The sequence below is a fragment of the Streptomyces lydicus genome (genome assembly GCF_004125265.1).
GTDB lineage: Bacteria > Actinomycetota > Actinomycetes > Streptomycetales > Streptomycetaceae > Streptomyces > Streptomyces lydicus_C.
In genome coordinates, this window is record NZ_RDTE01000003.1 from 6,409,679 (window position 1) to 6,433,086 (window position 23,408).

Consider the following 23,408-nt stretch of genomic DNA (forward strand, 5'->3'; position numbering starts at 1 on the left):
GACCGGCGGGCGGCGCCTGGCGCGCGGCGCTCGGCGGTCAGCCCAGACCCCTCCCGGCCTCCCGACCACCCGCTCTGCCGGCCGTGCCTCGTCCCGTCAGTCCGAGGCCCCGTGCTCCGGACGGCGTATCAGGAAGGCGGCCGCGGACCCGGCGGCGAAGAGGGCCATCACGGAGAGGGCGGTGCCCGCCCAGGACGTGCCGAGCCATTGCCCGCCGAAGTAGCCGAGGCTGACGCTGTAGGCGGCCCAGGCGAGGGAGGCCAGCGCGGACCAGGGAAGGAACTCGCGGACCGTACGGTGCGCAACGCCGGCCCCGAGGCTGACCACGGAGCGCCCGGCGGGTGCGAAGCGGGCCAGGACGACGATGCCGCCGCCGCCTCGCGTCAGCGCCGTGCCGAGTCGTTTCTGCGCCGCCGTCAGGCGGCGGGAGCGGCCGATGGCGCGGTCGAAGCGGTCACCGCCGCGCCAGGCGAGCCGGTAGGCGGCCATGTCGCCGAGCACCGAGGCGGTGGCCGCGCACAGGATCAGGGAGAACATCTCGGCCGGGTGTGTACCGGTGTGGACGGAGGAGGTGACATCGACACCGCTCACCGCCTCCGCCGCGGTGCCGGTGCCGGCGGCCGCGGTGGCCGCGGCGATCACCAGGACTCCGCTGGGCAGGATCGGCACGAACACATCGAGCACGATCGAGAGACTGACGATCACATACACCCAAGGGGTGCCGCTGAGGGACCCCAGCTTTTCCACCAACGCCCTGCTCCCGGTCCGAACCCCGCCGCGACGTCGCTCGATGCGGCAGGGGCGGCCCTTCAGCTATACAGCGTACGCCTGGGCTTCGCGGGCGCCGGCCGGGGGTGGACGGTGCCCCTCCGCACGGCCCGTACGGTGCCGATGCCGCACCGCCCGTAGGGCGAGATGCCGCACGGCCCGTACAGCGGCGATGCCGTACGGGCCGTGCGAAGGGGCGGGGCCGGGGTGCGCCGGGGCCCGCCGGTGTGTGCGTCAGGCGGCGGAAGGCTCCTGGCGGGCGGCCGGAGCCTGCTCCTGCCGGTCCTCGCCGCCGAAGAAGACCCGGTCGAGTGCCCACGTTCCGGGGCCGGAGAAGAAGATCAGCAGGAAGGCCCAGCAGAACATCGCGGCGGCCTCGCCGCCGTTCTGTATCGGCCACAGTGCGGAGCCCTGGTGCATGGAGAAGTACGCGTACGCCATCGAGCCGGAGCTGATGAAGGCCGCGGGGCGGGTGCCCAGGCCGAGCATCACGAGGATGCCGCCCGCCAGCTGGATCACGGCGGCGTACCAGCCCGGCCAGGTGCCGGTGGGGATGGTGCCGCCCTGACCCATGGCGCCCCCGAGGACGCCGAAGAGGGAGGAGGCTCCGTGGCAGGCGAAGAGCAGGCCGACGACGATGCGGAAGAGCGCGTGCACGTGCGGGGCTGATCTCTGGATGAGCGCGGACACGGGTGCGGACATGTGGGGACTCCTACGGTTTCTGGGGACGAGGTAACCGCCGGAGACAGAGGTTAGGGACACCTAAGCAGTACTTGCAAGTTCAACTTCTGGCCGAATCCGACCTTCGGCCGGAAACCGCCGGGCCGGAAACCGCCGAGCCGGCCACCCTGACCGCGCCCGTGACCACGCCCGTCCCTGCCTCCGTCCCCGTGCCCGTCCCTGTTCCCGCCCCCGTCATCGCCGCCCGCAGCGCCGCCCGGGCCACGGCGTCCGTGTCCGCCAACGTGACCGACCCCACTCCGGGACGGGCGCCCGCCGCCGTCACCCAGTGCACGCCCTCCGTGGGCACCCCGACCGCGAAGCGCCGCGGGTGGCGCGCGCCGTCGGCTCCGACGAGGTGGTACGGGCTCGGCGACACATCGAGGCCGCCCGTTTTGTAGCCGTCCGCGGTGTGCGGCCGGCAGCCGCCCTCGGCCAGCAGCCGGGCCAGCAGCGGGTCCGCGGTGTGCCGCAGATCCGGTTCCGGCAGCCGCGCCTCGATCAGCGCCGTCGCCGTCACCTCCGAGCCCGCGACGTCCGGCGAATGGGCCGTGAAACCGGGCCCGCGGCCGTCGGCGCCGCCGAGCCGGACGGCCATCCGGGGGCCGATCACCTCCAGCACCCCCGCCTCGATCAGCGCGGTCATCTCCTCGATCCGGCGCCGCGGCGGTCCGATGGACAAGAAGGCGTTGAGCGGGGTGTACCAGCGGTCCAGGTGACGGTGGCGGGAGGCGCCGGCCAGCCCGCCGTGGTCGACGATCTGCCGCAGCTCGTTGCGCAGATCCCGCAGCACGTCCAGGGCCGCCTTGAGCGGGCCGGACACATTGTCCTGCCGGGCATGTGCGACGTCCTGGCGCAGATGCCCCAGCAGCCACTCCCGGAACGCGGCCCGGTCGGCGAACGACCGCTCCGCGTGCGGCCGGGCGATCCGGTCCCAGTCCCAGCGTTCGGCCGGTGCGATCCCGAACGCGTCCAGGACGGCCCTCTCGTCGGCGCCCCGGTGTGCGCTGCTCAGGAAGCGCTCCCGGAAGCGGCGGCGCGGCTCACCGCCCGCACCGCGCCGCCTCAGCAGTGCCTCGTAGTAGACCGCTTCCACCTCCTTGGCCACCAGGGGCCAGACCTCCGTCAGGAAGTCGGGCGGATCGCCGGAGTCCGTGCGCTTGCGGAAGGCCGCTATCACGTCCGGGGTGAGCAGCAGCGGCAGATGGCGGCCGTGCGCGCCCTTCGCGTTGTCGCCGCGGGCGTGGTACGGGATGCCACGGCGGGAGCCCGCGTACAGCCGGGGCTCGCGGCCGGACGGCAGATAGGTCAGCGCGCCGTCCGCGCCGTCGACGAACCGGCCTCCGCGGGCCGTGGTCAGCAGCGCCATGTGATCGAAGAAGTTGAGACCGAGACCGCGCAGCAGTACCGGGCGGCCCGGGGCCAGTGCGTCCAGAGGGGCGGAGAGGTCGGCGGGGTTGGCGGGCGGGAGGTAGTGCAGGCCGTGCTCGGCGGCGTAGTCGGCCAGGTGCCGTTGCTCCGGGCCCGCCACGGCCGGCAGATGGCCCTGGGCGAGCACCACCGCCCCCAGCCCGTGCAGCGTCCGCCCGTCGTCGAGGGTGAGCGACTGCGAGCCGTCGGGGGCCTCGGCCAGGTGCACCGCGCGGGCCCGGTGCACCACCACAGTCACCTCTTGGGGAGCGGTGCGCACGGTACGGCCGAAGACCCACTCCAGATAGCGGCCGTACAGCGCACGCCCCGGATAGTCGTCCGGGCCGACCTCACAGCCCTCCCAGGCGTACAGGCTCGGCCCGGTACGTATCGGCCCCGCGCACTCGACGCTGTCGTCCGTGAACAGCGTGACCTGCGAGGCCACGGTGTTCATCAGCAGCTCGGGGGGCTGGGCGGTGCGCCACACCTGGCCGGCGCCGGGCGGGGCGGGGTCGACGACATGGACGGTCAGCCGGGCACCCGGGGCCAGTTCGGCGGCCGAGGCGCAGATCCGTTCCAGCACGCTCGTCCCGCGCGGCCCCGCACCGACGAGGGCGAGAGCGGGCCGGGGCTGGCGGTCGGCGAGATGGTCGGCGGCCAAAAGGGGCTCTCCCTGGGGCGGCGGACGGCCGGCGCGCGGGCGCGGCCGCCCGAGAGTGCGGGCGACGGGCAAAGGTGCGCCCCATCATCACCGCCCGATCCGCCGTTGCAGCACCCGGGGGTGGGCAAAAAATACGCGGGACTCCCGGCTCGGTTGCCCGGCCGCCCGCCCTGCCGGACCCCTGCCGGACAGTTACCGGAACCGGAGCGTCCGGATCATCCGGTCTTCGGCCGTCGGGTCCCCGGGGCACGCCCGCCCGCACCACCCGATGTCCCGCCGGCCCGCGCATCGGACAGCGCCGCCCGCCAGACCGTGACGAGCCGGACGCCGCCCCGCTTCTCCCGGCGGGTCTGGTCCAGGGCGAGGCGTGCCGTCCGGCCCGCCAGGGTCAGCGTCATCAGCTGGTTGCCGAACCACGGGCCGCCCGTACGCCGCCACTTCACCGCCGGGCGGGTCAGCCGCCCGTGCCGGGCCAGCAGCTTCCCCAGCCAGCGGCCCGACCGGCTCCAGCCGAAGCGGAAGCCGGCCTGCAGCGAGCCGGGGATGCTGTTGTGAACGGGGGAGCAGGTCAGTTGCAGCACCCGGCTCGTGGGGTGCGGCCCGGCGCCGCGCCAGTGCGGCTCGGCCACATAGGCGTGGTGTACATCCCCGGACAGCACACAGACCGTCGCCGGGGCGTCCGCGCCACCAGCGGCCTCGGCGATCAGTTCGGTGAGCGCGGTGAACGAACCGGGGAAGGCCGCCCAGTGCTCCAAGTCGGCGCGCTGGCGCAGGAACTCGCTTCTGCGGGCCCAGCGAGGGCCGCGCTCGCCGGCGCACAGCGCCGCGTTCCAGCCCTCCGCGGCGTGGATGAGATGCGGCAGCAGCCAGGGCAGCGAACTGCCCAGCAGCAGATGGTCGTAGCCGCCGCGCCCCTCCAGCACCGCCTGCCGCAGCCATTCGCCCTCGGTCTTGTCGAGCATCGCGCGATTGCTCTCGTCCAGCACGCGGGTGGCCCGGGTGTCGATCATGACCAGCCGCACCCGGCCGAAGTCGCGGCGGTAGCTCCAGCGGGCGCAGGCCGGATCGGCATCCGCGCCGGCCGCGAACTCCCGCACCGCCTCCGTCGCGTCCGGCAGCGCCCGCACCCGCGCGTACAGCGCGTCGGCGGCCAGCTCGGCGGGCGAGAGATTGCCCAGGTGCTGGTGGACCCAGTACGACATCAGGCCGCCGAGTATCCGCTCCCGCCACCAGGGGGTCGCCCGCATCCGGGCCACCCAGGCCGCCGAGGTGTTCCAGTCGTCGATCACATCGTGGTCGTCGAAGATCATGCAGCTGGGGACCGTGGACAGCAGCCAGCGGACCTCCGGGTCGAGCCAGGACTCGTAGTAGAGGTGGGTGTACTCCTCGAAGTCCGCGACCTGTTTCCAGGGCGGTTCGCCGAGGTCGCGGCGGCCGGCCAGCACGCGGGCGGTCGCCGCGGAGGTCTGGTCGGCGTAGACCTGGTCGCCCAGCAGGAGCAGTACGTCGGGGCGCGGCCGGCCGGGATCGGCGGCCAGTGTGGCGGCGAGGGTGTCCAGGGCGTCCGGGCCCACCGGGTCGTGCGCCGCGTTGGAGGGCGTCGCCGACCAGCGGCAGGAACCGAAGGCGAAACGCAGCGGCTCGTCGGGGGAGGCGGGCAGCGTACGGATGGTGCTCGCCGGGAAGCGGCTGCCGGGCGGCGGCCAGACCTGCCCCCGGGCACCGCCGGGGGACGCCCCCGGCTCTTCCAGCAGGACCTGGTAGGGCGTCTCGGTGCCGGGCGTGAGGCCGGTCACCGGGACCAGCGCATAGTGGTGCCCGGCCACCTGCCAGGTCCGTTCCGTGCCTGCCGCCCCGTCGTCGCAGCGGATGTGCACCACGCACGGCTCATCGGTCTCCACCCACACCGTCGCGCTGTGTGCGTCGACGTAGCGCAGCAGCGGCCCCAAGCGCAGTCCGGCCATCGGTGTCTCCCCACTCGTCGTGGTCAGAGGATAGGAGCACGACGGGCGCTGCGGGGGGCCGGGGCGCGGCGCGCCCGCCGGCCGGTGGCTGCGGACGGCGGGCGCGCAGGACCGGTCCCGCGGGCAGCCGCGGGACCGGGTCGCTCAGCAGCCGTCCAGGATCTTCTTCAGCGCGGCCTTCTCCGCCGAGTCCGCGGTCATGCCGTACTCATGCTTGACCGACACCCACATCCGGGCGTACTCGCAGTGGTAGGAGGCCTTCGGCGGCAGCCACTTCGCCGGGTCCTTGTCGCCCTTCTCCTGGTTGAGGTTGTCGGTGACGGCGATCAGCTGGGAGTGGGTGAGGTCGTTGGCGAGCTCCTGGCGGCGCGCGGTGGTCCACTGCGCCGCGCCCGACTTCCAGGCCTCCGAGAGCGGTACGACGTGGTCGATGTCCAGGTCGGCCGGGTTGGTCCAGGTCGCGCCGTCGTAGGCGGAGACCCACTTGCCGCTGGTCGCCTTGCAGCTGTCGTCCTGCTTCACGTCCGTGCCGTCGCGCTTGAGCACCACTTCGCGGGTGTCGCAGTTCTTGCCCTGGTCGATCCAGTGCGGGAACTTGTCGCGGCTGTAGCCGTCCTGCGGGCCCTCGGGCTGTTCCTTGATCTGGCTGAGGTACGTCCGTGCGGTGGCCGCGTCCGGCGGGCTGGGCGGTGCCGCCTGGGCGGTCTGACCGCTGAGCGCCAGCGTGCAGACCAGCGCCGCCGCCGATCCCGCGGCGAGGGACACTCGACGCGCGTAGACCTTGTTCATCGAAACTCCCGGATTGTGGGGGGAAGTTACTGTGCGGTGCCGCCCCATCGTGGCGATGTGGGGTTTCCACGAGATGGGCACCAGGTAACAGAGTGGCGACATGCTCACGTCACTTCAAGGGGATCTGACGGAGCACCACAAATGCATCACGGCACTCCGGTTGACCCGCTCCCGCGTGTGCGCCCCGCCGCCGCCCTACAGTGAGCCGCGTGCTGCTGCCGGTCAACGTCACCCTCGGGGTCGTCCTCGCCGTCCTGCTGGCCGCCGCGGTGGCCGTCGCCGCGCTGGCGCGCCTCGGCCATGCCCGGGCCATCGCCGTCGCCGGACTGCGCGCCGCCGCCCAGCTCGCCGCCGTCTCCTACCTCATCGGCTGGGTGGTGCACGCCCTCCCCTGGCTGCTGAGCTTCCTCGCGCTGATGTTCGCGGTGGCGGTACGGACCGCGGGCCGCCGGATCACCCGGAACCGCACCTGGTGGTGGGCCGCCGCACCGATCGCCGCCGGGGTCGTCCCGGTCGTCGCCCTGCTGCTGCTCACCGGCCTGGTGCCGCCGCGCGGCCTGACCCTGATCCCCGTCGCGGGCATCCTGATCGGCGGCGCGCTGACCGCCACCGTCCTGGGCGGGCGGCGGGCGCTGGACGAGCTGGCGACGCGGCACGGCGAGTTCGAGGCGGGCCTCGCGCTGGGGCTGGTGGACCGCGACGCCCGGATGGAGGTCGCCCGCCCGGCCGCCTCGGACGCCCTGCTGCCGGGGCTCGACCAGACCCGGACCGTGGGATTGGTCACGCTGCCCGGCGCCTTCGTCGGGATGCTGCTGGGCGGGGCCTCCCCCGTACAGGCGGGCGCGGTGCAGCTGTTCGTGCTGGTCGCGCTGCTGGCGGTGCAGGCGGCTGCCTGTGCGACGGTGCTGGAGCTGGTCGCGCGCGGACGGCTGCACCGCGTACCCTTGACGGCAGCAGAAGGGGAGTAGCTCTCTGCCGGACCGTCGACATACTGCCCTCCCGTTGACAGCCGCCATTCGTGGTGGAGCGCGTGACATACGCGGTGACAACGGGGGAGCCGGCGCCCGGAGCCCGGTGCGTACGCGTACCTGGCCAGCGAGACCTTCGGCCGCAGTGTCTGACGCTGCCGTGCCGAAGCGACCCCTCTTCCGGGCCCCTTTGGCGCGGCCCGACCGATCGAGGTATCCCACCCCGTGTTCAGCCTTACCGTCGCCGCAGTCGTCTTCGGCGTCGTCTTCCTCGCCGAACTGCCCGACAAGACCGCCCTCGCCGGCCTGATGCTCGGCACCCGCTACCGCGCCTCGTACGTCTTCGCCGGTGTCGCCGCGGCCTTCCTGGTGCATGTGGCGCTCGCCATCGCCGCGGGCAGCGTGCTGACGCTGCTCCCGCACCGCTGGGTCCAGGGTGTGGTCGGTGTCCTCTTCCTGGCGGGCGCCGCCGTGCTGCTGTTCAGGAAGGACGACGACGAGGAAGAAGTGAAGAAGCCCGCCGACCAGAGCTTCTGGAAGGTCTCCGGGGCGGGTTTCATGATGATCCTGGTCGCCGAGTTCGGTGATCTGACGCAGATCATGACCGCCAACCTCGCGGCCCGTTACGACGACCCGCTCTCGGTCGGCACCGGCGCCGTCCTGGCCCTGTGGGCGGTGGCCGGCCTGGGCATCCTGGGCGGCCGGACGCTCATGAAGTACGTGCCGCTGAAGCTCATCACCAAGATCGCGGCGGGGGTGATGCTGGTGCTGGCCGGCTTCAGCCTGTACGAGGCGGTCTCCGGCTGAGTTGTGCGCGGGGCGGGGCGGGGCGCGCGGGGGCTCCCTCCTCGCCCCGCGCTGCTGCTCGCTCCTCGCCCGCGTCCCTCGCTCCTCGCTCCGTGCTCGGTGCGGGGGCTCAGTCCGTGAGATGCACCGCGATCATGCCGTCCGCCAGCGCCTCGACGCGGACGCCGGTGAGGTCGCGCACCTGCGCGGTGGGGGCGAAGGCCGCGGCCCGGTCGCCGACGCCGACCACCCGCATACCGGCCGCCCGGCCCGCCTCGATGCCCGCCTCGGAGTCCTCGAAGACCAGGCAGTCCCCGGGCGCGTAACCCAGCTCGGCCGCGCCCTTGAGGAAGCCCTCCGGGTCGGGCTTGCTGGCGCTCACGCTCTCCGCCGTGATCCGCACGGCGGGCATCGGCAGCCCCGCCGCGCCCATCCGGGCGTCGGAGAGCGGGATGTCGGCGGAGGTCACCAGGGCGTGCGGGACGGTGGCGAGGGCGGCCATGAAGGCGGGCGCGCCGGGCACCGGCACCACACCGTCCGTGTCGGAGGTCTCCTGCGCCAGCATCCGGCGGTTGTCGGCCAGGTTGAGTTCCATGGGACGGTCCGGCAGCAGTGCGGCCATGGTGGCCCAGCCCTGCCTGCCGTGGACGACCTTGAGGACCTCGTCCGCGTCCAGCCCCTGCTCGCCGGCCCAGCGGCGCCAGCAGCGCTCCACGACCGCCTCGGAATTCACGATCGTGCTGTCCATGTCCAGCAGCAGGGCGCGGGCGGTGAGCGTGGTGGTGGCCGGCATCGGCGGGCTCCTGGGCGCTACGGGCGTACACACGGACGGTGCCGCGGTATGCGGACGGTCATACGGATGGTGCTGCCGTGTCCGGACGGTGCTGCCGTGTCCGGACGGTGCTGCTGTATCCGGACGGCCGTGCGGACGGTGCGGATCTGCGGATCGCAGAGGGAGCGCGGATCGCACGGGGAACACAAGAGTGGTTCCGCCCGCCGGTCAGGGAGTGCGGGCGGAACCACTTTGTTTCTTCACGATACAAAACGTTTCCGGGTGCCGACAACCGGGCCTGGTCAGCGCCCCGCGCCGGGGCCGGTCCGGCGGGTCAGGACGGGCCGTCCGCCGGGGCAGGAGGAGCCGTGCGCCGGGTCAGGACGGGCTGTCCGCCGGCTCGCGGGTGCGGGGCTCCAGGGATGCCCGGGGCGGCGCGCTGGGGGGCGCTGCCTGCGGGGGAGCGCGCCGGGGGAGTACGCCGGAGAGCGGGTGACGCCGCCGGTGTCGTCGTCCGCGCCGCCGGCCAGTGACACGTACGGCCGAATGCACAGCGGATCGAAGCCGCTCCCTGGAGGCATCGAACCGGCAGCGATTGTCCGAAGGGCACACCCGTTCGCGCAGGCGCTCGAAGGCATCCGCACCGCCTACCCGGGAGTCCCCCGAACGGCCCCGGATGCCGGACGCCGTCCGGCGGGCCAGATCCGCCCGGGCCGCCCAGGATGGGAGGAGCCCGAAGGGCGCTCCGCGACGGAAAGGGCGGCCCGGCGGAACAGAGGGAGACGCTCATGGCGCAGGACACCGGCGCTCCTGCCGTCCCCCGCGAGGTGGGGGCACGGCGGACGGTCCTGGTCGCGATCGGCGCGCTGCTGCTCGGCCTGCTCATCGCGGCGCTCGACCAGACCATCGTCGCCACCGCGCTGCCCACGATCGTCAGCGAGCTCGGCGGCCTCGACCACCTCTCCTGGGTGGTCACCGCCTACCTCCTGGCCTCGACGGCCGCGACTCCCCTGTGGGGCAAGCTCGGTGACCTGTACGGCCGCAAGAAACTGTTCCAGACCGCCATCGTGATCTTCCTGATCGGCTCCGTACTGTGCGGTATCGCGCAGAACATGGGCCAGCTGATCGCCTTCCGGGCCCTCCAGGGGCTGGGCGGCGGGGGCCTGATCGTGCTGTCGATGGCGATCGTCGGCGATATCGTGCCGCCCCGCGAACGCGGCAAGTACCAGGGCCTGTTCGGCGCCGTCTTCGGCGGTACGAGTGTCCTCGGACCGCTGCTCGGCGGGCTGTTCGTGGACCACCTCAGCTGGCGCTGGGTGTTCTACATCAACGTCCCCGTCGGCATCGTCGCCCTCGCCGTCATCGCCGCCGTGCTGCACATCCCGCGCCGCCGCACCCCGCACCGGATCGACTACCCGGGCACCGCCGTGATCGCCGCGGTCGCCGCCTGCTTCGTCCTGATGACCTCGCTCGGCGGTGTCACCTACCCCTGGGCCTCCTGGCAGATCGTGGGATGCGGCGTCCTGGGTGTCGTACTGCTGGGCGCGTTCCTCGTCATCGAGCGCCGGGCCGCCGAACCCGTCCTGCCGCTGCGCCTGTTCCGCAGCCGGACCTTCACCCTGACCGCCGCCATCGGCTTTGTCGTCGGCTTCGCGATGTTCGGCTCGATGACGTATCTGCCGACGTTCCTGCAGGTCGTGCAGGGAGTGACGCCGACCATGTCCGGGGTGCACATGCTGCCGATGGTGGGCGGCATGCTGCTCGCCTCGACCGGCTCCGGGCAGCTCGTCAGCCACACCGGTCACTACAAGGTCTTCCCGATCGCCGGCACCGGTGTCACGGCGCTCGGACTGCTGCTCCTGCACGGGCTCGAACCGTCCAGCGGCGTCGCGGGGATGAGCGCCCGCCTCTTCGTCTTCGGCTTCGGACTCGGCTTGGTCATGCAGGTGCTGGTGCTCATCGCACAGAACGCCGTCCCCTACCGGGACCTGGGCGTCGCCACCTCCGGCGCCACGTTCTTCCGCTCCATCGGCGCCTCGTTCGGGGTGTCCCTCTTCGGCACGCTCTTCACCAGCCGGCTCCGGCCGCGGATCGCCGACGCCGTCGCCGGAGGGCACCTGCCGCCGGGCGTCGGCCCGTCCCGGATCGCCGAGGATCCGCGGACCGTCGCCCGGCTGCCGTCCGCGCAGGCCGCCGGGGTCCTCAACGCCTACTCCGTCTCGATCACCGACGTCTTCCTCTACGCCGTCCCGGTCGTCCTGGCCGCGTTCGTGCTGGCCTGGTTCCTCAAGGAGGAGCCACTGCGCGGCAGCGTCACCGCCCCCGACACCAGCGAGGTGCTCTCCTCCAACCCCGTCGAGCGGTCCTCACACGACGAATGCGCCCGCGCCCTGTCCAAACTCGGCAGCAGGGAAGGCCGTAAGCGCATCTACGAGAGGATCACCGCTCGGGCCGGGCTGGACCTCGGGCCGGCGGCCGGCTGGCTGATCCTGCGCATCCACCGCCACGGCGCGGTGGAACCGGCACTGCTCGCAGAGCGCAGCACCGTCCCGATGGCAGTGCTCTCCGAGAGCACCCGCCAGATCGAGGAACGCGGACTCGCCGGCCGTGACGGGCAGTTCCTGCGGCTCACCGACAGCGGACGGGAGGCCGCCGACCGGCTCGCGGCGGCCCGCCGGCAGTCGCTCGCGGAGTTGCTGGGCGACTGGTGGACCCAGGACCGGCCCACCGATCTCACCGCACTCGTCCGGGAGCTGACGGCGGAGCTGTGCGGCTCGGACGCGGAAGAGCCCCGCCACGGCGCCGCCCGCCGGCCGCCGCCCCGCACTCCTCGGCATCCGCCTCCTCCGCCCCCTCCGCCCCCTCCGCATCCGCCACAGCCGCCTGACCTGGCGAAGTGAGTGCAGCCGGAGGCGGGTTGACGGCCCCGTCCGCCGACTCGGCGTTGGCGCCGTACCGGCCCCGGATCCTCCCGGCCGGTCAACAGCTCCCGTCCAGCCGCTTCTCGAAGAAGATCTCCGCGTAAGGGTCCTCGTGATACGGATCGATCTCCACGAAGCCGTGCCGCCGGTAGAGCGCGACGGCCTCCACCAGATCCCGCCGGGTGTCCAGCCGGATCCGCTCGGCGCCCAGCCGCGCCGCGGCCCGTTCGGCGGCCGTGAGCAGCATTCCCGCACCGCCCCGGCCGCGCCGGGCGGCCCGTACGAACATCTGCTTGAGCTCCGCGGTCCGTGCGTCCAGCATCCGCACGCCGACGCAGCCCGCCGCCACCTCACCCTGGCGGGCCACCAGCAGCGTGCCGTGCGGCGGCGTCAGATCGGTGCTGGGGTACTCCGCCACGCCCTCGTCGATCTCCTGCGGAGTCGAGCGGCGGCCCTCGTGCAGGGCGAAGTAGCGGTCCGCCACCTCGGTGTAGTACTCGCGCAACAGCGTCTCGGCATCCGGCGAGCCGGCCGGCTCCGCGGAGACGGCCCAGGGAAGGCGGAGGGCGGCGACATCACTCATGCCGTCATTGTGGCGGCCGGTGCGGCACGTGGCGCAACGGTTTTCCGAGTGACGCCGCCGAGGGCGCTCAGCCCTGTTTCCGGCCGGTCGGTCAGCCCTGCTTCGGGCCGGTCTGCTGCACCACCTCGAAGGACCACAGAGTGGACCCGGACGCGGCGGGCTTGGGCCGCTCGCCGCCCCCGTCGCCGCCCTGCTGGTGCGCGGCCTTCATGGGCCCCTCCATCCACGCCTGGAACGACTCCTCGTCCCGCCACCGGGTGTAGACGAGGTACTGCTCGGTGCCCTCCACGGGGCGCAGCAGCTCGAACCACTCGAAGCCGTCCGAGGAATCCACCGTTCCGGCGCGGGAGGCGAAGCGCTTCTCCAACACCTCGCGCTGCTCGGCGGGCACGGTCAGTACATTGATCTTGACTACGCTCATGGCTCCATCTTGCCGCACGGCCGCCCCGCGGCAACGAGCGAGGCGCGCCGCCTGCGCGACAGCGATTCCACGGGCAACTTCCGCGGCTCGGAGGAAGGGCCGTATCAAGTACGCGGGATTCCCGATATCGGGATTCCCGATATCAAGACGTCGAAGGCCCCAAGGACAGCGCAAGAGCTACTACCGTGCGATGTCCCACGGAGGGTTCTCGCTTGCTTCCCAGGAGGATCGGCCTCCCGAAGCAGCCGACTTGCGGCGTTCCGCGCGCCTCGTGGAGCTGCCGCTCGACGGCCGGCCGCTGGAGGGCGAACCGGCCCCGGTTGCAAAGTGCGTGGCGCACCGGATCTACAGCGGAGCCGGCCGCGGACGCGGAACAACCGGTCGGCTGCGGACCTCGGCGGACTCCTTGCGTCGGCGGGCTCGTTGATGCCGCGTGGCTGGAACGGAACCCAGGGCCAGGGCCCGGGGCAGAGCCCGCGGGGGTGGTCGTTCAGCCGTGCAGTTTCAGGCCCTTGGTGATTTTGTCGATGATGCCGCGCGGTCCGTGGACGGCGAGTCCCACCAGGTCGAGGTCGGCGACGGCCACCGCGCGCACCGCGGCCCGGTTGTCGTCGTCGTTCCCCGTGCGGAACATGTCGGCGGTGTACAGGGCGGTCGGTACGCCGCGGCTGAGTGCGCGGGCGTGGGTACGGGTCAGTCCTCGGGCATCGGCGGTGTAGCACAGCACGGGCTCGCGGAGGAGTGCCAAGTAGTCCTGCCCGGAGGCGTCCTCGTAGGGCTTGCCCATGATGTCGTCACGGGCGTGCGCGATACCGCTGGCGAGGAAGGCGGTGACGTTCAGCTTCTGCCAGACGGCGAGGTCGTCCCGGACGATCACGGCGATCTTGGTGTCGAAGCGGGGCGCGGCGGGTGCCGTGCCGGGGGATGTGGTCGGGGCCGTGTCGTCGGATGCGGCCGGGGTCGTGTCGGCAGGTGCGGTCGGTGCGGTCGGTGCAGTCGTCATACGGGGAGTGTCGTCCGGCATCCGGACGGCCGTCTTGAACGCTGGTGCGGCGCGGCAGACTGGAGTGATGAGCAGGCAGCACGGCGGGGACTGGGCGCGCTACTGGCGCGACCCCGAGCGGCCCCTGGAAGCGATGCACGCGCACTTCGTCCGCCATGTCTTCCACCCGCACAGTCATGACGCCTACTCGTTCGCCGTGACGGAGACCGGCGCCCAGCGCTTCACCTGCCGCGGTGCGGGCCACACCAGCGCGGCCGGCATGGTGATGGCGTTCAATCCGGACGACCCGCACGACGGGGAGTCCGCCGTCGAACTCGGCTTCACCTACCGGATCATGCATATCGGCCCGGACGTGGTCCGCGACGTCCTCGACGATGTCACCGACGGCCGGGGCGCCATGCCGCTGTTCGCCCGTCCGGTCGTCGACGACCCGGTGCTGGCCCGCGCCCTGCGCCGGCTGCACCCGGCACTGGTCGGCGGCGCGGACCCGTTGGTGCGGGAGGAACGGCTCACCGCGGCCGTCGAGGCCATGGTGCGGCGCAACGCGTCCCGCGGCGCCACGCCCGCCGGACCGCGCGAACTGCCCCCGGGCGCGCAGGCACCGGCGGCCCGGCGCGTCCGCGAGCTGCTGACGGCGGCCTACGACCAGCCGCTGTCCGCCCAGGATCTCGCCGATGCGGCGGGCTGCAGCCGCTTTGCGCTCTACCGGGCGTTCCGGGCCGAGTACGGCATGGCGCCCAGTGATTTCCAGCGGCTGCTGCGGCTGCGCCGCGCCCGCACGCTCCTCGTCGACGGCCGGCCGACCGCCGAGGCGGCCACCGAGGCCGGCTTCGCCGACCAGGCCCACTTCCACCGCTGGTTCGTGCGCTGCTTCGGTGTCACGCCGGGTGCCTTCCGTGGGGCCGGCGCGCAGACATGAGGCGCCAGGCGTGAGGCCGCAGGCGTGAGCCGTGAAAGCCGTAGGTGTGAGCCGTACACGTGAGGCCGCAGGCGTGAGCCTTACACGTGAGGCAGCGGACCTGAGGCAGCGGACCTGAGGCCCTACACAGCACTCCGCCCCACACGCACTCCGCCCCGCCGGTCGGACCGGCGGGGCGGAATGAAGCGGCAGTGGTGAAGGACCCGATCGGGCCGTCGTCTGCCAGGGCGCGCGGTGCTGCGCTGTGTGCGGTCAGGCTGCCGATCCGGCCGTGGCCGCGCTGCGGACCTCGCGGGCCTCCGCCTCGGTCTCGACCGCCGGCGGGGAGCCGGGCAGCGGCTTGCGGGCGCTCTCCGACATCAGCAGGACGGCGATGCCGCCGATCACGGCCGCCGCCATCATGTAGTAGGCGGGCATCATCTTGTTGCCGGTCGCGCCGATCAGGGCGGTGACCACCAGCGGCGTCGTCCCGCCGAAGAGCGACACGGACACGTTGAAGCCGATCGACAGCGAGCCGTAGCGCACCTTGGTCGGGAAGAGCGCGGGCAGCGTGGACGGCATGGCCGCGGTGAAGGTGACCAGCAGCAGGCCGAGGGCGGCCATGCCCAGCGCGATGGCGGCCAGCGAACCCTGCCGGATCAGCAGCAGGGCCGGCACGGACAGCACCAGGAAGCCGATGCAGCCCGCGCCGATGACCGGACGGCGGCCGAAGCGGTCGGTGAGCCGGCCCGCGAACGGCTGGACGCCCATCATCAGGACCATCACCGCGAGCACGACCAGCAGTCCGTGCGTCTCGTCGTACTTGAGCTCCGAGGTCAGGTAGCTGGGCATGTACGACAGCAGCATGTAGTCCGTGACGTTGAAGACCAGGACCAGCCCGACGCAGAGCAGCATCGACCGCCACTGACCGAAGATCATCTCGCGGATGCCGATCCGCTTCTCGGCCTCGCGGCGCGCCTTCTCCTTGGTCCGCGCCTCCTTCTCCAACTGGGCGAAGGCCGGGGTCTCTTCCAGCCGCATCCGCAGGTAGAGGCCGATGATGCCCATCGGTCCGGCGATCAGGAACGGGATGCGCCAGCCCCAGGAGGTCAGGGCGTCGGTGGACAGCAGCGCGGTCATCAGCGTGACCAGGCCGGCGCCGCCGACGTAACCGGCCAGGGTGCCGAACTCCAGCCAGCTGCCGAGGAATCCGCGCTTCTTGTCGGGCGCGTACTCGGCGATGAAGGTGGAGGCGCCGCCGTATTCGCCGCCGGTGGAGAAGCCCTGTACCAGGCGGGCGACGAGCAGCAGGATGGGCGCCCCGACGCCGATGGAGGCGTAGGACGGGATCAGGCCGATGGAGAAGGTGCCCGCGGCCATCATGATCATGGTGATCGCGAGGATCTTCTGCCGGCCGATCTTGTCACCGAGCGGCCCGAAGACCATGCCGCCGATGGGGCGGACCAGGAACGCTGCTGCGAACGCCCCGAACGTCGACAGCAACTGCGCGGTCGGATTCCCGGACGGGAAGAAGACGTGTCCGAGGGTGACCGCGATGTAGCTGTACACGCCGAAGTCGAACCACTCCATCGCATTGCCGAGCGCGGCCGCCGACACGGCGCGTTTGACCATCGCCGGATCGACGACGGTCACCTCGTCCGATGGCTGCTGTGCCGGATCTCCGGCCCGCCCCTGCGGGTCGGATGCGGTATCGGCACGGCTGCCGACGGGGTTACGGGGCCCGGGGGCGACGGTGGAATGCGTCGGCACGTGCTCGCTCGCCTGCGCTCTCTTTGGACGACAACATGACTCCGCCCGCCACGGGGTGGCGGGCCAAAGCCCGCCGTGGAGCGGCGGGCAAAGGTCGACCATAGGGGCAGACCGGATCATCACGGACAGTGCGCGGACGACCGCGCAGGTGGCCGTATACCCGCTCCTTGCTGGGTAAACGCCCTCTCGCGCAGCAATCCACGGCACTTATGTCTGTGATCCATATCGCGGTGATCCGCTGCAACCTTCGGTGAATTGTGAGGTGGGCCACGCGTGGGGTGTGCCGTGTATGGCGCTGCGCATAGGCCTGCATGGGTGTGCCACGTATGCGGGGGAGGGGGTGGAGGGGACGGAGGGGGTGGCCCCGGACGACGGGGTGCCGCGGCGGGCAGGGAGGCGGCGTGGCCGGCGCGGAAACGGTGCGGGCGACATGGGAGCGGCGCGGCCGACACGGAAGCGGCGCGGCGGCACACTTCCGACCGCCGCGCCGAGGTGGATCGTCGCGTTCCCTCAAGGATCGGCCATGACCGCCGGCCCCGCCACTCGGGCGCGGGCCCGGCCGGTCGCCATGGCGCGCCGCCGGGCCTGCCCGGAATCCAGACCCTCCTGGCGGCGCAGGTACCGGCGTCCGCGCCTCACGGCAGCCGCGCTTCGCGCCGTCCGCTTCACGGCAGCCGCGCTTCACCGCAGCCACGCTTCACCGCAGCCGCGCTTCACCGCAGCCGCGCTTCACCGCATCCACGCCTCACGGCATCCACGCCTCACGGCATCCACGCCTCGTACGACATGACCTCCCCCGCCTTGATCTTGAACTCCGGCGCGTCCTTGGTGAAGGTGATCTCCAGCCCCAGGAGTTCGCCGGTGCGCGGATCGAAGATCACCATCTGGCGGGTGGAGTTCGCGGCGCCGTCGGGTCCGTCGTATACATACGCCTGCCCGCGCCGGCCCAGCCGGTCGGTGACCACGCCCGCCTGCCGCAGCCCGCCCGCGTCGGCCAGCATCCGGACGATGGCGGCCGTCTCGCGCGGGCCCGGGGTCCACTCCTGGCGGAAGGAGGAGAGCGCCGACAGGAGCTCCGGAGTCGTACGGGTGTTGCCGGGACCGCCGTACAGCCACGACAGCTGTTCGCGCAGTGCCGCGGGGTCGGTCGACGGCCTCGTACGGGAGGCGAGGCCGCTGTGCTGTGCCTCCGAGCCCGCCGGATAGGTCTTGCGGTGCAGCACCTTGCCGTCGCTGACCGTCTGCCAGTGGCCGTCGTTGTCGTGGATCACCGGGCGGCCCGGGTGCCGCGGGTCGGTGGCCACGACGAGTTCCGAGCCGCTGCCGTCGTCGTGCCAGCGGGTGATGCGCTCCTCGGGCACGGTGACGGGCGGATCGGCGTCGGGGCCCGACTCCATGCTCATGTACCAGCTCTGCAGATGGCTGCCCCGGCTCGGCCCGTCCGCGGCACCGGCCGCCCGTGCCCTGGCCTCCGCCCGGCGGGCGAGGACGTCCAGCGGGACGGACGGCGCATCGGCGTGCAGGGCGAGGGCGACGGGCGCCGCGACGGCGGGGCCGCTGCCGGCACCGGAAAAGGTGAGGACGAGGGCGGCGACGACGGCCGAGGACACGGCGGTCAGGCCCAGCACCAGACGGCGGCGGCGGACGGGTCGCGGACGGCCGCGGGTGCTCGCGCTCGCACTCGCGCCGGCCGTCAACGCCTGCAGGCGGGCCTCGGCCGATGCGGTCAGCGGGCGGTCGCGCCAGGGCCCCTCATCGGCGGAGACGGGGTCGGCCTGCCGCAGCAGCTCCAGTTCCTCAGTCATGGCGGCGGCCTCCGGCTCGGGTCGGTACGGGGTGGTGGGTCACTCTGGGCGGTGTGGCTGGTGAGGGGAGCTGCGCGGCTGGTGAGGGGGGCTGCGCAGGGGGTGACGATGGCTGGGCAGGGGGCGCGTCGGGCCGTGGCGGGCGCGCGTCGGGCCGGGCGGCGCCTCTCTGCCGCATCCGCTCGATCTGCGTACGGAGCCGGCCGCGCGCCCGGTGCAGCCGCATGGCCGCCGCGCTCCGGCCGCAGCCGAGGGTCACCGCCAGCTCCTCGACGGTCAGTTCCTCCCAGGCCGTCAGGCGCAGCACCTCCCGGTCGGCGGGGGAGAGCCGGGCCAGCGCCTCGTGCACCCAGGAGCCGGGCCGCTCCACGTCCGGGCTCTCCACGGTCTGCCGCTGGTGCGCCGCCTCGTGGTTGCCGAGCCGGTGCAGCAGCCGCCGGTAACGGCCCAGCCCCCGCACCGTATTGGCCAGACAGTTCCGGGCCACCCCGTACAGCCAGGGCAGTGGCGCGTCGGGGAGTTCGGTGCGGCGTCTCCAGGCTATGGAGAAGACCTCCGCCACCACTTCCTCGACCTCGTGTGCCTGCCCGTCCAGCCGTCGCGCGACAAAGCGGCTGACCGCCCAGTAGTGCGCGCGATAGGCCTCGGCGAAGGCGTCGTCCGTGCTCATGAACCCTTGGTGTCCGGCATGGCCCTGATCGTCACACCTCCCGGGGTGAGACTTGCCACCGGCTGTCGGGGCCCGTCGTTCCTCGCCCCCTGTGACGTCCGCGGCGGGTGCGGACACCTACGGGGCATGAGATCTCCCGTGAAGTGGCTGACGACCACTGACCACAAGACGATCGGCACGCTCTATCTGGTCACCGCCTTCGCGTTCTTCTGCGTCGGCGGAGTGATGGCGCTGCTGATGCGCGCCGAGCTCGCCCGTCCGGGCCACCAGCTTCTGTCGAACGAGCAGTTCAACCAGGCGTTCACGATGCACGGCACGGTCATGCTGCTGATGTTCGCGACGCCGCTGTTCGCCGGCTTCGCGAACTGGGTTATGCCGCTGCAGATCGGCGCGCCCGATGTCGCCTTTCCCCGGCTGAACATGTTCGCCTACTGGCTCTATCTTTTCGGTTCGCTGATCGCGGTCGGGGGATTTCTGACCCCTCAAGGGGCGGCGGACTTCGGCTGGTTCGCGTATGCGCCGCTCTCCGACGCCGTGCATTCCCCGGGTATCGGCGGCGATATGTGGATCATGGGTCTGGCCTTCTCGGGCTTCGGTACGATCCTCGGTTCGGTCAACTTCATCACGACGATCATCTGCATGCGGGCTCCCGGCATGACGATGTTCCGGATGCCGATCTTCACCTGGAATGTGCTGCTGACCGGTGTGCTGGTCCTGCTGGCCTTCCCGGTGCTGGCGGCGGCGCTGTTCGCGCTGGAGGCGGACCGTAAATTCGGGGCGCATGTCTTCGATGCCGCGAATGGCGGGGCGTTGCTCTGGCAGCATCTTTTCTGGTTCTTCGGTCATCCAGAGGTGTACATCATCGCTTTGCCGTTCTTCGGCATCATTTCCGAGGTCATTCCGGTGTTCTCCCGGAAGCCGATGTTCGGTTACATGGGTCTGATTGCGGCGACGGTGTCGATTGCCGGTCTGTCGGTCACGGTGTGGGCGCACCACATGTATGTGACGGGCGGTGTGCTGTTGCCGTTCTTCTCGTTCATGACGTTCCTGATCGCGGTGCCGACCGGTGTGAAGTTCTTCAACTGGATCGGCACGATGTGGAAGGGCTCGCTGTCCTTCGAGACGCCGATGCTGTGGACGATCGGCTTCCTGATCACCTTCACCTTCGGTGGTCTGACCGGTGTCATCCTGGCGTCGCCGCCGATGGACTTCCATGTCTCGGACTCGTACTTCGTGGTGGCGCACTTCCACTACGTGGTGTTCGGTACGGTCGTCTTCGCGATGTTCGCGGGCTTCCACTTCTGGTGGCCGAAGTTCACCGGCAAGATGCTGGACGAGCGGCTGGGCAAGATCACCTTCTGGACGTTGTTCGTGGGCTTCCACGGCACCTTCCTCGTCCAGCACTGGCTGGGCGCCGAGGGCATGGTGCGGCGTATCCCCGACTATCTCGCCGCGGACGGATTCACCGCCCTGAACACCGTCTCCAGCATCTTCTCCTTCCTCCTCGGGCTCTCCCTGCTGCCGTTCTTCTACAACGTCTGGAAGACGGCGAAGTACGGCGAGAAGGTCGAGGCCGACGACCCGTGGGGCTACGGCCGCTCGCTGGAGTGGGCGACGTCCTGCCCGCCGCCGCGGCACAACTTCCTCACCCTGCCGCGCATTCGCTCCGAATCCCCGGCGTTCGATCTGCACCACCCGGAGATCGCAGGGGGCGGAAAGGCCCTGGCGGATGCCGCCGGGAAAACGCCTGCCGCCGGCATCGGGGCACGCACATGAGCGAGGGAACGCGGAGGAGCGAGGGAATTCAGTGGGGCGAGGAAATGCAGTGGGACCAGGCCATCAACGAGATCGAGGGATTTCTCCTCTGGGAGGCGGAGAAGGACCGGACCCGCGTCCGCGCGCAGGCCTTCTGTGCCGGCCTGCCCTGGCTCACCGACTCCCAGCGGCGGGAAGTGGAATGGCGCTACTGCCAGGACCAGCGCGATACCTCACGTGCCTATCTGGAGCGCATCGCGATTCGCAGCACCGCTCTGCGGACCGAATACGAAGGCGTCTACCGGGCCCTGCGGCGACGGCTGATCACGGGGCTGCTGAGCGGCACGGTGGCCGTGGCGGCGCTGGTCACCGTCGCGGCCGCCGGCCTGGCCGTACGGTGAGAGCGACGCGACGGCCGACTGTGCGGCAGGAACGGGGACGTTCCCCCGAGGGCGGGTGCGGGCGCGGGTGACGCCCGCTTACAACGGCCCGTCACCCGTCACCCGTCACCCGTGCCCCGTCCGCCGCTCAGCCCGTGACGGTGATCTGGGACGCGGGGGCGGTGGTGTCACCGACCTTGTAGAGGGCGTTGAACGTCGAGGTGGTCGCGCTGGTCGGGCAGCCGAAACCGCCCGTCACCTTCACCGGCACCTGTGCGTTGGTGAAGCCGAGAGTGGAGGGCGCGCCGTTGGTCCAGGTGCCGTTCACCGTGGCCGCCGAGGTGGGGGCCGCGGTCACCGTGCAGGACGCCAGACCGCTGGTCTTGAGCACGAAACCGCCGACGGGGATGGTCAGTCCGGCGGTCACCGGCGCCCCGTTCTGCATGGCCACGCCCCAGGTGCCGCTGGTGGTGACGCTCGCGCTGACGCCCGGCATGCTCGTCGTGCAGGAGCTGTAGGTGGCCGGAGTGGTGGAGCTGCTGACCGGGCCCGCCGGGTTGTGGTTGCCGGGCGCGGCCGGAACCTGCCCGCTGGAGGAGGAGACCGTGCAGGTGACGGTCACCGAACCGGCCTTGAAGGTGGCCTTGCCGCTGAGCGTGGCGGTGAAGCTGTGGCCTGCGGGGCTCACGGTCGTGGACGCTGCCGCGGCGGACGGTGCCCCGGCGGGCTGTGCCGTCGCCGAGCCCGTCATGGCGAGCGACAAACCGAGGGCCGCGACGACTCCGGTGCCGGCGGTGAGTAAGGCGCGCTGACGGGGTGTGTGCCGGGCGGGCTGCGTCATGGTCATCGTGGGTCTCCTTCGAGGGGTGGGTGCCGGAGGGAGCGGGTGGGTGCCGGACGGCGCGGTGCGGCGGGTGGTGCGGGCCGGGCTCCGGTTCCGTACGCGGGCAGGTGTGGGGGTGTACGTACGGGGGTGCGTGTACGGGCCGACGCCGGCCGACGCCGGCCGACGGCGGGCTTACGGTTCGCTGGGGGCGGGCCGCGCGCTGCTGCCGGGCTCGGCACGGGCACCGGGTTCGGCAACGGTCCCGGGCTCGGGAACGGCCCCGGGAGCAGCGGTGGTTGCGGCGGGTGCGGGTGCGGGTGCGGGTGCGGATGGGGTGGCGGTGGCGGTTTCGGCTTCCGCAGGGGCGACCGGCTGCCAGGCAAAGATCATCGAGCCGCCGAGAATCCCGATGATGGTGCCGATCAGGAAGCCGCCGAGGTTGGACATCACCAGCGCGGCCGCCGCGCACAGCACGGTGAGCACGCCCGCGAGGCCCCGGTAGTGCGGCGCGAACCACGCCGAGAGCCCCATCACGATCATCACCAGCCCCATCAGCACCGACGGGATACCCGCGATGCCCTGTTGCAGCATGATCTTCAGCGGTGCCAGCGGGATGGCGCAGATCTCGGCGCCGGCGAGGACGGCCGACAGACCGCCCCAGAAGGGCCGCCCCCTCCGCCAGCGCCGCCAGGTCAGAAGCATTCCTTCTTGCCCTTGGAGATCTTCATATTGAGGCCGGACAGCTTGAAGGTCCCCGCGTTGGTGGCCCAGGCGGTCTGCCGGAGGCTGCTGATGTTGATGTCATCGGCCTGCTGGGCGAAGAGGTCCTGCATGCCCTGGGCGCTGTCCGGCCCCTTGTCCAGGGTGGAGGCGTCCCGGCCGATCTCGATCTGGTGGAAGGTCGCATTGCCGGAGAGCTGGGTGGCGTCCACGAAGAGATTGGTCGCCTCGACGGGCTTGCCGCCCGTACCGGCGCTGAGGTTGAGCGAGATATCGCCGATGACCGGCAGATGGGTGACGACCGACTGGCACAGGTGGTTCATCTGGGCCGACTTGATGGCGGTGACAGCGACCGGCAGGAGATCTCCCCTGGCGTTTGCGTCCACACCGCCGTACTGGGCGAACCCCTCGCCCGTGAGGCTGTCGGCGGAGACCTTGAACTGCTGCCCCGAGACGGCGAATGACGCCGCCAGCGCCCCATTGGCCAGGGCGATGCCCAGGGCGGCGGTGCCGGCGAGGGCCGGAACGGACAGCACGGCGAACTTCCGCCAGCTGATACGTCCCGTGACGGGTCTGCCGTGTGCGTCCTTCATGATGGTATGTCCCCTTCGAAGAGCGGTGGAGCGCACTGTCGAACGTGTGGGGTGCGGATGCGCAAAGTGCGGGTGTGCAAGGTGCGGGTGTGCAAGGTGCGGGTGGTGCTGAAGTCGCGCGGGGAGCCGGCCTGTGCATCCACGGGGGAAGTTGTGCGGCTCGGGGGTGCGCGGTGTCGAGCGGTGCGCGAAAATGCCGAACTACCAATTGTTACCGGCGAGTTG

21 protein-coding genes are annotated in these 23,408 nt (G+C 71.8%); 6 read left to right on the plus strand and 15 right to left on the minus strand.

Annotation, left to right across the window (positions count from 1 at the left end):
• Positions 1-96: 96 nt before the first annotated feature.
• The 5 genes from D9V36_RS30790 to D9V36_RS30810 all read right to left on the minus strand — a co-directional run bounded on the left by D9V36_RS30790 (position 97) and on the right by D9V36_RS30810 (position 6,312).
• A complete protein-coding gene (locus D9V36_RS30790) occupies positions 97-750 on the minus strand; it encodes a DedA family protein (protein ID WP_129296630.1) in 654 nt (217 codons plus the stop codon).
• Positions 751-1,002: 252 nt separating this feature from the next.
• Positions 1,003-1,470, minus strand: coding sequence for a DoxX family protein (locus D9V36_RS30795; RefSeq protein WP_129296631.1), 468 nt, complete (start codon positions 1,468-1,470; stop codon positions 1,003-1,005).
• A 79-nt stretch (positions 1,471-1,549) separates the two neighbouring features.
• The gene (locus D9V36_RS30800) at positions 1,550-3,559 is read right to left on the minus strand and encodes an FAD/NAD(P)-binding protein (protein ID WP_129296632.1); all 2,010 of its coding nucleotides are present in this window, start codon (positions 3,557-3,559) and stop codon (positions 1,550-1,552) included.
• 215 nt (positions 3,560-3,774) lie between these two features.
• Positions 3,775-5,523 carry an alkaline phosphatase D family protein gene (locus tag D9V36_RS30805; RefSeq protein WP_129296633.1) on the minus strand — a complete coding sequence of 583 codons (1,749 nt, stop codon included), beginning with the start codon at positions 5,521-5,523 and terminating at the stop codon, positions 3,775-3,777.
• Positions 5,524-5,667: 144 nt separating this feature from the next.
• The gene (locus tag D9V36_RS30810; protein WP_129296634.1) at positions 5,668-6,312 is read right to left on the minus strand and encodes an HNH endonuclease family protein; all 645 of its coding nucleotides are present in this window, start codon (positions 6,310-6,312) and stop codon (positions 5,668-5,670) included.
• A 209-nt stretch (positions 6,313-6,521) separates the two neighbouring features.
• On the opposite strand from D9V36_RS30810, the gene D9V36_RS30815 reads away from it, so the two are divergent.
• Both D9V36_RS30815 and D9V36_RS30820 read left to right on the plus strand, forming a co-directional pair.
• Entirely contained in the window at positions 6,522-7,280 is a 759-nt protein-coding gene (locus D9V36_RS30815) for an ABC transporter permease (RefSeq protein WP_129296635.1), read from the plus strand.
• 225 nt (positions 7,281-7,505) lie between these two features.
• A complete protein-coding gene (locus tag D9V36_RS30820; RefSeq protein ID WP_129296636.1) occupies positions 7,506-8,087 on the plus strand; it encodes a TMEM165/GDT1 family protein in 582 nt (193 codons plus the stop codon).
• Between the two features lie 109 nt (positions 8,088-8,196).
• On the opposite strand, the gene D9V36_RS30825 is transcribed toward D9V36_RS30820, so the two are convergent.
• On the minus strand, positions 8,197-8,859 hold the full coding sequence (locus D9V36_RS30825; RefSeq protein ID WP_129296637.1) for an HAD-IA family hydrolase: 663 nt from the start codon (positions 8,857-8,859) through the stop codon (positions 8,197-8,199).
• Positions 8,860-9,626: 767 nt separating this feature from the next.
• On the opposite strand from D9V36_RS30825, the gene D9V36_RS30830 reads away from it, so the two are divergent.
• Positions 9,627-11,738 carry an MDR family MFS transporter gene (locus D9V36_RS30830; RefSeq protein ID WP_129296638.1) on the plus strand — a complete coding sequence of 704 codons (2,112 nt, stop codon included), beginning with the start codon at positions 9,627-9,629 and terminating at the stop codon, positions 11,736-11,738.
• A gap of 79 nt (positions 11,739-11,817) precedes the next feature.
• Here the strand turns inward: D9V36_RS30830 and D9V36_RS30835 are convergent, their stop codons facing one another.
• From D9V36_RS30835 to D9V36_RS30845, 3 genes are all read right to left on the minus strand, one after another.
• Positions 11,818-12,342, minus strand: a complete 525-nt coding sequence (locus D9V36_RS30835) for a GNAT family N-acetyltransferase (RefSeq protein ID WP_129296639.1) — start codon at positions 12,340-12,342, stop codon at positions 11,818-11,820.
• A gap of 91 nt (positions 12,343-12,433) precedes the next feature.
• Entirely contained in the window at positions 12,434-12,763 is a 330-nt protein-coding gene (locus D9V36_RS30840) for an antibiotic biosynthesis monooxygenase family protein (RefSeq protein ID WP_129296640.1), read from the minus strand.
• Between the two features lie 490 nt (positions 12,764-13,253).
• On the minus strand, positions 13,254-13,766 hold the full coding sequence (locus D9V36_RS30845; RefSeq protein ID WP_129296641.1) for a DUF2000 family protein: 513 nt from the start codon (positions 13,764-13,766) through the stop codon (positions 13,254-13,256).
• A 67-nt stretch (positions 13,767-13,833) separates the two neighbouring features.
• Between D9V36_RS30845 and D9V36_RS30850 the strand changes: the two genes are divergently transcribed.
• Positions 13,834-14,685, plus strand: a complete 852-nt coding sequence (locus tag D9V36_RS30850; protein WP_129296642.1) for an AraC family transcriptional regulator — start codon at positions 13,834-13,836, stop codon at positions 14,683-14,685.
• A 252-nt stretch (positions 14,686-14,937) separates the two neighbouring features.
• On the opposite strand, the gene proP is transcribed toward D9V36_RS30850, so the two are convergent.
• The 3 genes from proP to D9V36_RS30865 all read right to left on the minus strand — a co-directional run bounded on the left by proP (position 14,938) and on the right by D9V36_RS30865 (position 18,909).
• A complete protein-coding gene (gene proP, locus D9V36_RS30855; RefSeq protein ID WP_129296643.1) occupies positions 14,938-16,434 on the minus strand; it encodes a glycine betaine/L-proline transporter ProP in 1,497 nt (498 codons plus the stop codon).
• A 761-nt stretch (positions 16,435-17,195) separates the two neighbouring features.
• A complete protein-coding gene (locus D9V36_RS30860) occupies positions 17,196-18,239 on the minus strand; it encodes a CU044_5270 family protein (RefSeq protein WP_129296644.1) in 1,044 nt (347 codons plus the stop codon).
• Positions 18,232-18,909, minus strand: a complete 678-nt coding sequence (locus D9V36_RS30865; protein WP_129296645.1) for an RNA polymerase sigma factor — start codon at positions 18,907-18,909, stop codon at positions 18,232-18,234. The genes D9V36_RS30860 and D9V36_RS30865 overlap by 8 nt, the downstream gene beginning before the upstream one ends.
• A 126-nt stretch (positions 18,910-19,035) precedes the next feature.
• On the opposite strand from D9V36_RS30865, the gene ctaD reads away from it, so the two are divergent.
• Both ctaD and D9V36_RS30875 read left to right on the plus strand, forming a co-directional pair.
• The gene (ctaD, locus tag D9V36_RS30870; protein WP_129296646.1) at positions 19,036-20,685 is read left to right on the plus strand and encodes an aa3-type cytochrome oxidase subunit I; all 1,650 of its coding nucleotides are present in this window, start codon (positions 19,036-19,038) and stop codon (positions 20,683-20,685) included.
• On the plus strand, positions 20,682-21,065 hold the full coding sequence (locus D9V36_RS30875; protein WP_431357710.1) for a hypothetical protein: 384 nt from the start codon (positions 20,682-20,684) through the stop codon (positions 21,063-21,065). Before ctaD ends, D9V36_RS30875 begins: the two co-directional genes overlap by 4 nt.
• Positions 21,066-21,192: 127 nt before the next feature.
• Here D9V36_RS30875 and D9V36_RS30880 read toward each other — a convergent pair whose 3' ends face one another.
• The 3 genes from D9V36_RS30880 to D9V36_RS30890 all read right to left on the minus strand — a co-directional run bounded on the left by D9V36_RS30880 (position 21,193) and on the right by D9V36_RS30890 (position 23,183).
• The gene (locus D9V36_RS30880) at positions 21,193-21,891 is read right to left on the minus strand and encodes a hypothetical protein (RefSeq protein ID WP_129296647.1); all 699 of its coding nucleotides are present in this window, start codon (positions 21,889-21,891) and stop codon (positions 21,193-21,195) included.
• Positions 21,892-22,062: 171 nt separating this feature from the next.
• Complete coding sequence (locus D9V36_RS30885; RefSeq protein ID WP_129296648.1) at positions 22,063-22,572, minus strand: DUF6114 domain-containing protein; 510 nt, start codon at positions 22,570-22,572, stop codon at positions 22,063-22,065.
• Positions 22,563-23,183 (minus strand): DUF6230 family protein, encoded by a 621-nt coding sequence (locus tag D9V36_RS30890; protein ID WP_129296649.1) that lies wholly within the window; start codon positions 23,181-23,183, stop codon positions 22,563-22,565. The genes D9V36_RS30885 and D9V36_RS30890 overlap by 10 nt, the downstream gene beginning before the upstream one ends.
• Positions 23,184-23,408 lie beyond the last annotated feature (225 nt).

What these genes read in the sequence shown, in the direction of transcription:
- D9V36_RS30795 (WP_129296631.1), bottom strand. Translation starts at nt 1,470, where the DNA reads ATGTCCGCACCCGTGTCCGCGCTCATCCAGAGATCAGCCCCGCACGTG.
- D9V36_RS30805 (WP_129296633.1), bottom strand. Translation starts at nt 5,523, where the DNA reads ATGGCCGGACTGCGCTTGGGGCCGCTGCTGCGCTACGTCGACGCACAC.
- D9V36_RS30810 (WP_129296634.1), bottom strand. Translation starts at nt 6,312, where the DNA reads ATGAACAAGGTCTACGCGCGTCGAGTGTCCCTCGCCGCGGGATCGGCG.
- D9V36_RS30825 (WP_129296637.1), bottom strand. Translation starts at nt 8,859, where the DNA reads ATGCCGGCCACCACCACGCTCACCGCCCGCGCCCTGCTGCTGGACATG.
- D9V36_RS30830 (WP_129296638.1), top strand. Translation starts at nt 9,627, where the DNA reads ATGGCGCAGGACACCGGCGCTCCTGCCGTCCCCCGCGAGGTGGGGGCA.
- D9V36_RS30835 (WP_129296639.1), bottom strand. Translation starts at nt 12,342, where the DNA reads ATGAGTGATGTCGCCGCCCTCCGCCTTCCCTGGGCCGTCTCCGCGGAG.
- D9V36_RS30840 (WP_129296640.1), bottom strand. Translation starts at nt 12,763, where the DNA reads ATGAGCGTAGTCAAGATCAATGTACTGACCGTGCCCGCCGAGCAGCGC.
- D9V36_RS30845 (WP_129296641.1), bottom strand. Translation starts at nt 13,766, where the DNA reads ATGACGACTGCACCGACCGCACCGACCGCACCTGCCGACACGACCCCG.
- D9V36_RS30850 (WP_129296642.1), top strand. Translation starts at nt 13,834, where the DNA reads ATGAGCAGGCAGCACGGCGGGGACTGGGCGCGCTACTGGCGCGACCCC.
- D9V36_RS30860 (WP_129296644.1), bottom strand. Translation starts at nt 18,239, where the DNA reads ATGACTGAGGAACTGGAGCTGCTGCGGCAGGCCGACCCCGTCTCCGCC.
- D9V36_RS30865 (WP_129296645.1), bottom strand. Translation starts at nt 18,909, where the DNA reads ATGAGCACGGACGACGCCTTCGCCGAGGCCTATCGCGCGCACTACTGG.
- ctaD (WP_129296646.1), top strand. Translation starts at nt 19,036, where the DNA reads ATGAGATCTCCCGTGAAGTGGCTGACGACCACTGACCACAAGACGATC.
- D9V36_RS30875 (WP_431357710.1), top strand. Translation starts at nt 20,682, where the DNA reads ATGAGCGAGGGAACGCGGAGGAGCGAGGGAATTCAGTGGGGCGAGGAA.
- D9V36_RS30880 (WP_129296647.1), bottom strand. Translation starts at nt 21,891, where the DNA reads ATGACCATGACGCAGCCCGCCCGGCACACACCCCGTCAGCGCGCCTTA.
- D9V36_RS30885 (WP_129296648.1), bottom strand. Translation starts at nt 22,572, where the DNA reads ATGCTTCTGACCTGGCGGCGCTGGCGGAGGGGGCGGCCCTTCTGGGGC.
- D9V36_RS30890 (WP_129296649.1), bottom strand. Translation starts at nt 23,183, where the DNA reads ATGAAGGACGCACACGGCAGACCCGTCACGGGACGTATCAGCTGGCGG.